General features: G+C 73.4%; 7 protein-coding genes and 1 pseudogene. 7 read left to right on the top strand and 1 reads right to left on the bottom strand.

Going from position 1 to position 7,028, the window contains the following annotated elements:
• The 6 genes from I53_RS11100 to I53_RS11075 all read left to right on the top strand — a co-directional run.
• On the top strand, positions 1-638 hold a 638-nt coding region (locus tag I53_RS11100; protein WP_043350481.1), incomplete at its 5' end, for a sugar phosphate isomerase/epimerase family protein.
• A gap of 85 nt (positions 639-723) precedes the next feature.
• On the top strand, positions 724-1,962 hold the full coding sequence (locus I53_RS11095; protein ID WP_043350471.1) for a glycosyltransferase family 4 protein: 1,239 nt from the start codon (positions 724-726) through the stop codon (positions 1,960-1,962).
• Between the two features lie 157 nt (positions 1,963-2,119).
• The gene (locus I53_RS11090; protein WP_043350470.1) at positions 2,120-2,878 is read left to right on the top strand and encodes a PIG-L family deacetylase; all 759 of its coding nucleotides are present in this window, start codon (positions 2,120-2,122) and stop codon (positions 2,876-2,878) included.
• Positions 2,868-3,497, top strand: coding sequence for a uracil-DNA glycosylase (locus I53_RS11085; RefSeq protein ID WP_043350466.1), 630 nt, complete (start codon positions 2,868-2,870; stop codon positions 3,495-3,497). The genes I53_RS11090 and I53_RS11085 overlap by 11 nt, the downstream gene beginning before the upstream one ends.
• 151 nt (positions 3,498-3,648) lie before the next feature.
• Entirely contained in the window at positions 3,649-4,737 is a 1,089-nt protein-coding gene (locus I53_RS11080; protein WP_043350479.1) for a lysylphosphatidylglycerol synthase domain-containing protein, read from the top strand.
• A gap of 15 nt (positions 4,738-4,752) precedes the next feature.
• Positions 4,753-6,024 (top strand): ATP-binding protein, encoded by a 1,272-nt coding sequence (locus I53_RS11075; RefSeq protein ID WP_083936034.1) that lies wholly within the window; start codon positions 4,753-4,755, stop codon positions 6,022-6,024.
• On the opposite strand, the gene I53_RS11070 is transcribed toward I53_RS11075, so the two are convergent.
• Entirely contained in the window at positions 6,006-6,617 is a 612-nt protein-coding gene (locus I53_RS11070; protein ID WP_043350463.1) for a glutathione S-transferase family protein, read from the bottom strand. The genes I53_RS11075 and I53_RS11070 overlap by 19 nt on opposite strands.
• Before the next feature lie 178 nt (positions 6,618-6,795).
• On the opposite strand from I53_RS11070, the pseudogene I53_RS31205 reads away from it, so the two are divergent.
• Positions 6,796-7,028 (top strand): annotated as a pseudogene (locus tag I53_RS31205) (heavy-metal-associated domain-containing protein); the annotation flags it as partial.

The raw sequence follows: 7,028 nt of genomic DNA, 5'->3' as shown, positions 1-7,028 counted from the left end.
CCCGCCAGCACGAGCCAACGCTCGTGACGGCCGATGCCGCGGGCCGCGCCCGGCGGGTCGGCTTCCTCAAGCGGGCGATCGAGATCGGCGGCATGCTGAGCGCCGAGGCGGTCTCGTTCTGGGCCGGCGTGCCGAAGCCCGGCGTCGATCCCGGCGAGGCCCGGCGCTGGCTGGCCGAGGGGCTGCACGAAGTCGCGGCCTTCGCCACGGAGGCGGGCGTCGTCCCCTGCCTGGAGCCGGAGCCCGGCATGCTGATCGAGACCCTCGACGATTACGCGTCCCTCGACGTGCCGGGGCTGAAGCTCGCCCTCGATACCGGACACTGCCTCGTCACGGGCGAGCGCGAGCCGGCGGCGGCCGTGCGTGAATTCGCCGACCGGATCGGCACCGTGGCGATCGAGGACATGAAGCGCGGCAGCCACATCCACCTGCCCTTCGGCGAGGGCGACATGGACGTGCCGGGCGTCCTGGAGGCGCTGGAGGCGATCAACTTCGGCAAGCTGATCTGCGTCGAGCTGTCCCGCGAGAGCCACCGGGCCGACGTGATGATCCCGCAGGCGCTCGACTACCTCCGCGGCTGCCGGCGCCCCGGTCCGGTTCTGGCCGGCGAGCAGGAGACGCGGCGGCAATGGCAGTGAGAGACGAGCCGGGGCGAGACGGGACGCCGGCGCGGGAGAGGGGGCCACGCGGCACCTCTCCCGGTCTGCGCGAAGGGGCGGCACGATGAGAATCCTCTTCCTCAGCCGCCGCTACTTCCCCGCCATATCGGGCATGAGCGTCTACGCGCAGAACCTGCTGCGCGAGTTGGTCGGCGCCGGCCACGACGTGACGATGATCTCGCAGTACCGGGGCGACGCCTTCGGCACCCGCGTTTACGGCGGCGGGCCGCCGCCGCCGGTGCCGGGTGTGCGGGTGATCGGCCTGGAGCAGTTCGGCGAGCAGACGTCGGGCGATTTCGAGCGCGACATCGCCACCATGGTGGACGCGATCGCCCAAGAGCACGCCCAGAACCCCTTCGACATCCTGCACGCGCAGTACGGCTACCCGACCGGCTGGGCGGTGCTGCTGGCCGCCCGCAAGCTCGGGGTGCCGAGCGTCGTCTCGATCCAGGGCGGCGACGGCCACTGGGTCGGCTCCTGCTGCGAGACGCACCGGGTCGCCATGTGCGAGGTGCTGGCTCACGCCAACGCCCTGCTGATCGGCGGCGCCTCCTTCGTGGACGAGGTCTGCGAGCGCCTGGGCTCGGACCCCGCCCGCTTCACGATCGTGCCCGGCGCGGTCGACACCGAGCGCTTCGCGCAGGCCACGCCCGACGGGCTGCCGGCGCCCCATGGCGGGCCGGTGCGGCTGTTCTACCACGGCCGGGTCGATCGCCGGAAAGGCGTGCTCGATTTCATCGAGGCCCTGGCGATCCTGCGCCGGCAGGGCACGCCCTTCGCGGCCACGATCTCGGGGATCGGGCCCGACGTGGACCCGGCCAAGGCGCTCGCCGCGGAGCACGCCTTCTCCGAGCGCGAGATCGCCTTCACGGGCTATGCCGAGTACGGCTCCGTGCCCGACCTCTACCGCCGCGCCGACGTGTTCGTCTCGCCGACCTACGCGGAGGGGTTCTCGAACACGATCCTGGAGGCGCTGGCGGCCGGGCTCGCCACCGTCTCGTGCCACGCGGTCGGCGTGTCGGACTGCCTGCGCGACGGGGAGAACGGGCTGCTGGTGAATCCGGGTGACGTGCCGGCGCAGGCCGCCGCGCTCACCCGGATCATCACGGACGCGGCGCTCCGCCGCCGCATTGCGAGCGCCGGCCTCGAGGAGTGCCGGCGGGTCTATTCCTGGCACGCGGTCGGGCGGCAGATCATGGAGGTCTACGCGCGGGTGCGCTCCGAGACGCCGGCCACCGACTTTGCGACGGACCTGCCCGACGATCCCAGCTGCCGGTTCCGCGCCGAGCCACACCTGCTCTGACGGGACTTCGCACTTGGGCCGTCCCATCCGGGGTCTCGTCCTGAGGTGCGCCCGCGACGCGCAAGCCGCGAAGGCGCCCTCGCGCCGGCTTTGCGCTCCGGCACCTCCGGATGAGGCTCGGGGTTGGAGCATCCCCCCAGCCGACAGGCTCTGAACCATGCCGATCGCCCTCGCCCTGTCCCCCCATCTCGATGATGCGGCCTTCTCCTGCGGCGGCCTCCTGGCGGGCCTGGCGCGGGACGGCTGGCGCGTGGTGATGGCGACCCTGTTCACCGGCAGCGTCGCCGACCCGACGGGCTTCGCCCTCGCCTGCCAGCTCGACAAGGGCTTGGCGCCGGAGGTCGACTACATGGCCCTGCGCCGGGCCGAGGATGTCCGCGCCGCCGCCGCGCTCGGCATCGCGCCGCCCGTCCACCTGCCGTTCCGGGAGGCGCCGCACCGGGGCTACGGCGCGCCGCCGGAGCTCTTCTCCGAGACCCGCGCCGACGACGGCATCGTGGGCGACCTCGCCCCCGCCCTGGCGGATCTGATCGCCGCCGAGCGGCCCGACCTGATCCTCGCCCCCCAGGCGATCGGCGGCCATGTCGATCACGTCCAGGCGGTCCGGGCGCTGCGCGGGCTCGCCGTGCCGTCACCGATCCTGTGGTGGCGCGATTTTCCCTACACGGTGCGGGAGGCCGCGCCGAAGGCGCCGCTGGCCGCGCTGTTCGCGGGGCTTCCCGAGCCGGTGATGCGCCTCGATCCGGAGGCGCAAGCCCGCAAGCGCGCCGCCTGCGCGGCCTATGCCAGCCAGATCGGTTTCCAGTTCGGCGGCCTGGCCGGCCTCGACGCGCGCCTCGCCCGGGAGGAGGGCCTCGAGCGCTTCCGCCTGTCCGGCCCGCTCGGCGTGACCGTCCCCGGGCTCGATGCCGGCTGAGCCGCAGGCGCCGAGGGCCCTGGCCGATCCGGACGCCCTCGCGGCACGCCGCGCCCTGATCGGCAGCCCCCACATCGCCCCGATCCGGGCCCTCGCCGCGCGCATTGCGGCCGAGCGTGGCGCCCCGGTCCCGGCGCCCGACCCCCTGGATGGCGGCGTCGACGCCCGGATGCTGCTCCTCCTCGAGACGCCGGGCCCGGCGGTGCTGCGCACCGGCTTCGTGACCCGCGACAGCGCGAACGGCACCGCCGCGAACCTGTTCCGCTTCCTCGCCGAGGCCGGCATCGCCCGCGCCGACACGCTGATCTGGAACGCCGTCCCCTGGCTGATCCACCAGGAGGGCGCACGCAACCGCGCGCCCCGCCGCGCGGAGGTCGCGGCCGCCGCGCCCTATCTGGCCCCGCTCCTCGACCTCCTGCCGCGCCTCGCCGTGGCGGTGCTGGCCGGCCGCTTCGCCGGCGAGGCGGCGCCGGCGCTCGCGGTGCTCCGCCCCGACCTGCCGGTCATCCGGGTGCCGCATCCGAGTCCGACCTATGTCTGCACCGCGCCGGAGGTGCCGGCCCGGATCCGGCGGGGCCTCGCCGAGGCGGCGGCGCGGCTCGGTCGGATGCCCGGCTGAGGATAGAACGCCTGTCCCGGCGGCCGCTTCCCTGGTCTTGGGCGCCGGTTCGGCCTACATGCGGGGCAACGGGCCGCGGTCCGGGAGTTTCCGGCTCGGGCTGACGGCCTTCGGCCGGGCCGCGCAGCCGGAAGGGCGGACGCCGATCGGCATGAATTTTCAGGGACAGCACCGGAGCCCGGCCGAGCCGGTCGAGCCGGTTGAGCACGATGCCGCCGCGGACGCGAAGCGGAAGGTCCGGCGCAGCCGCTATGCCTGGATCGGCACGGGCGCCAGCATCGTGCTGTTCGCGGTCTCCCTCGGCGTCCTGTGGAAGCTCGTCCAGAGCGTGAGCTGGGCGGAGGTGCGCAGCGCCATCGCGGCCGCGACCGCCGAGCAGCTCGGGCTCGCCTTCCTGTTCGTCGGCGTCAGCTACGTGTTCCTCACCGGCTACGACGCGCTGGCCCTGCGCCAGCTCAAGATCAAGGTGCCGTACCGGATCACCGCGCTCGCCTCGTTCACGAGCTATGCGGTGAGCTTCACCCTCGGTTTCCCGCTGCTCACCGCCGGCACGATCCGCTACTGGATCTATGCCCGGCAGGGCCTGTCCACCGCCAAGATCGCGGCTCTGACCGTGATCGCCGGCTTCACCTTCTGGCTCGGCATGGGCGTGGTGCTGGGTCTGAGCCTGATCATCGAGGCGGGCCAGCTCGCCGGGCTCGCCTTCACGTCGATCCGGATCAATCAGGGCGTCGGCCTCGCGGCGCTCGCCCTCGTGCTCGGCTACCTCGCCTGGGTCTCGGCCAAGAAGCGCAGCATCACCGTCAAGCACTGGCGCCTGGAACTGCCCGGGGCCTCCGTCTCCATCGGCCAGATGATCGTCGGGATCGGCGACGTCTGCGCGGCGGCGGCCGTGCTCTACGTGCTGCTGCCGCAGGAGACGACGCTCGGCTTCACCACCTTCCTGGCGATCTACGTGCTCGCCGCCATGCTGGGCATCGCGTCGAATGCCCCCGGCGGCATCGGGGTGTTCGAGGCGACGGTCCTGCTCGCCCTGTCGAGCCTGCCGCGCAACGAGGTGCTGACCTCGCTGCTGCTGTTCCGGGGCTGCTACTACGTCGTCCCGTTCGTGACCGCCCTGGCGATGCTCGGCCTGTACGAGATCGTCAAGCGGGCGGGCGGCGCGCGCGATCCGGGGCCTCCGGAGGGCACGGCCGGCCCGTCCGGCCGGGCGTGGCGCGACGAGTCCGAAACCCGCTGATCCGCCGCGCCTGCCATGTCCGGTCGCCTGCGCAGCTCCCCCGCCTGGACCGGCGCCGCGATCGCCGCGGGCCTGCTCGGGCTTGCCACCGCGCTGGCCGGGCGGCTCGATCTCCCGCTGATCCTGACCGGGCTCGTGGCCGTCTGCCTGGGCGGCTGGCTCGGCGGCCGCGGCCGCGAGGCCCCGGTGCCGCGTCCGGCTGCAACCACGCAGCGCCACGCCGTCGCCGAGGCGCTCCTGGCTCACGTGCCGGATCCGGTGATCCTGGTGGACCGGCGCACCCTGGTGGTGGAGGCGAACCCCGCCGCCCGGGCCCTCCTGCCGGCCCTGCACCACGCCCGGCCCCTGTCCTTTGCGCTCCGCGACCCGGAGGTCCTCGACGGCGTCGAGGCGGTGCTGAGTTCCGGCCTGCCGCGCCGCGTCGCGCTGTCGACCCGGGTCCCCCTGGAGCGGACCTTCGAGGTCCAGATCGGCGCCCTGCCGATGCCCGACGGATCCGGCGTCAGCGCGCTGTTGTTCCTGCGCGACCTCACCTCGGCCCGGCGTCTGGAGGCCATGCGGGTCGACTTCGTCGCCAATGCAAGCCACGAGCTGCGCACGCCGCTGGCCACCCTGATCGGCTTCATCGAGACCCTGCAGGGCCCCGCCCGCGATGACGCGCAGGCCCGGGAGCGCTTCCTAGAGATCATGCGCGTCCAGGCCCTGCGCATGACGCGGCTGATCGACGATCTCCTGTCGCTGTCGCGGATCGAGCTGCGGGAGCACGTGGCCCCCACCGCCGTGGTCGATCTCGCGGCGCTGGCCCGCCAGATGGTCGACGCCCAGGGCCCGCCCGCCGAGGCGCGGGGCGCCACGATCCGCCTGGAGGAGGTCGCCGGCCCCTTCGCGGTCCCCGGCGATTCCGACGAGCTCGCCCGGGTGATCGAGAACCTGATCGAGAACGCCGTCAAATACGGCGGCGGCCGGATCAGCGTCGGGCTCGCCCGCGAGGACGATCCGCGGCTCGGGCCCCGGATCGTCCTGTCCGTGGTCGATGACGGGCCGGGCATCCCGCCCGAGCACATCCCGCGGCTCACGGAGCGCTTCTACCGGGTCGACGTCGCGTCGAGCCGCGCCCGCGGGGGCACGGGCCTGGGGCTCGCCATCGTCAAGCACAGCCTCAACCGCCACCGCGGACGCATCGCCATCGAGAGCGCGGTGGGGGAGGGGACCACCGTGCGGGTCAGCCTGCCGGAATACGGCACCGCCGCGCTGCCGCCCCCGGCCGATCAGGCCGGCCCGGCATAGGGGCCGATCCCGAGGCCGTCCTCGACGCGCCCGATCCAGGCGCGGATGGCCCCGTAGCCCGCGAGGTCGAAGCCGCCCTCATGGGCCATGCGGGTGTAGGCGACGAGCGCCACATCGGCGAGGGTCAGGGCCTCGCCCGCCAGGAAGGCGGAACCGGCCAGCGTCCGCTCCATCAGCCGCAGGGCGTCGGCGCCGCGCTCGGCAAGCTTCGGGTCGAGATTCTCCGGCGCCCGCCTGAGGTAATGGAGCTGGTAGCGGCGGACCGCGATGTAGGGCTCGTGGCTGTACTGCTCCCAGAACATCCACTGCAGCATCCGGGCACGGGGCAGGGCCGCTTCAGGGATCAGCGCGGAGCCTTCCGCGAGATAGACGATGATCGCGTTCGATTCCGACAGCACGGCGCCGTCGGGCAGGACGACGATCGGCACCCGCCCGGCGGGGTTCAGGGCCAGGAATTCGGGCGTGCGGGTCCCGCCGCCCGGGACATCCACGTCGCGCCAGACCGCCGGGATGCCGAGATGGGCCGCGACCCACTTGACCTTGAGGCAGTTCCCGGAGCCCGGGTCGCCATAGATCGTCAGCGGTTCGCTCATCCGCGCCCTCGTCGCTCCGGTATGCGGGAAGCTTGGCCGGGCACGAGCGATTCGACAACGGGCGAAGCGGCTCGCCATCGCCCGGATCTGTCCGATATCCGGCCCGCGCGCCCTTGACCTTCCCATGATGGGAAGCCCCATCTGACCCGGCATGGATGCTTCGAACCGGATCACCGCCATGTCGAAATCCGTCGCCCTGACCCTGCCCGTCACGGGCATGTCCTGCGCCTCCTGCGTCGGCCGCGTGGAGCGCGCCCTCGCGGCGCTGCCCGGCACCCGGGACGTGGCGGTGAACCTCGCCACCCAAGCGCGCCAGCCTCGTCCTCAATGGGGGCACGAGCCCGGTGGAGGTCGCGACGGCGCTGGCGGAGGCCGGCTACCCCGTCCCCGCGACGCAAAGCCTGCTGGCCG

The organism is Methylobacterium sp. B1, assembly GCF_000333255.1.
Lineage (GTDB): Bacteria > Pseudomonadota > Alphaproteobacteria > Rhizobiales > Beijerinckiaceae > Methylobacterium > Methylobacterium fujisawaense.
This window is presented reverse-complemented; position numbering and strand designations above follow the sequence as displayed.

Coding starts and splice junctions, on each gene's coding strand:
- I53_RS11085 (WP_043350466.1), top strand. CDS start 2,868: ATGCCGGCTGAGCCGCAGGCGCCGAGGGCCCTGGCCGATCCGGACGCC.
- I53_RS11095 (WP_043350471.1), top strand. CDS start 724: ATGAGAATCCTCTTCCTCAGCCGCCGCTACTTCCCCGCCATATCGGGC.
- I53_RS11080 (WP_043350479.1), top strand. CDS start 3,649: ATGAATTTTCAGGGACAGCACCGGAGCCCGGCCGAGCCGGTCGAGCCG.
- I53_RS11075 (WP_083936034.1), top strand. CDS start 4,753: ATGTCCGGTCGCCTGCGCAGCTCCCCCGCCTGGACCGGCGCCGCGATC.
- I53_RS11070 (WP_043350463.1), bottom strand. CDS start 6,617: ATGAGCGAACCGCTGACGATCTATGGCGACCCGGGCTCCGGGAACTGC.
- I53_RS11090 (WP_043350470.1), top strand. CDS start 2,120: ATGCCGATCGCCCTCGCCCTGTCCCCCCATCTCGATGATGCGGCCTTC.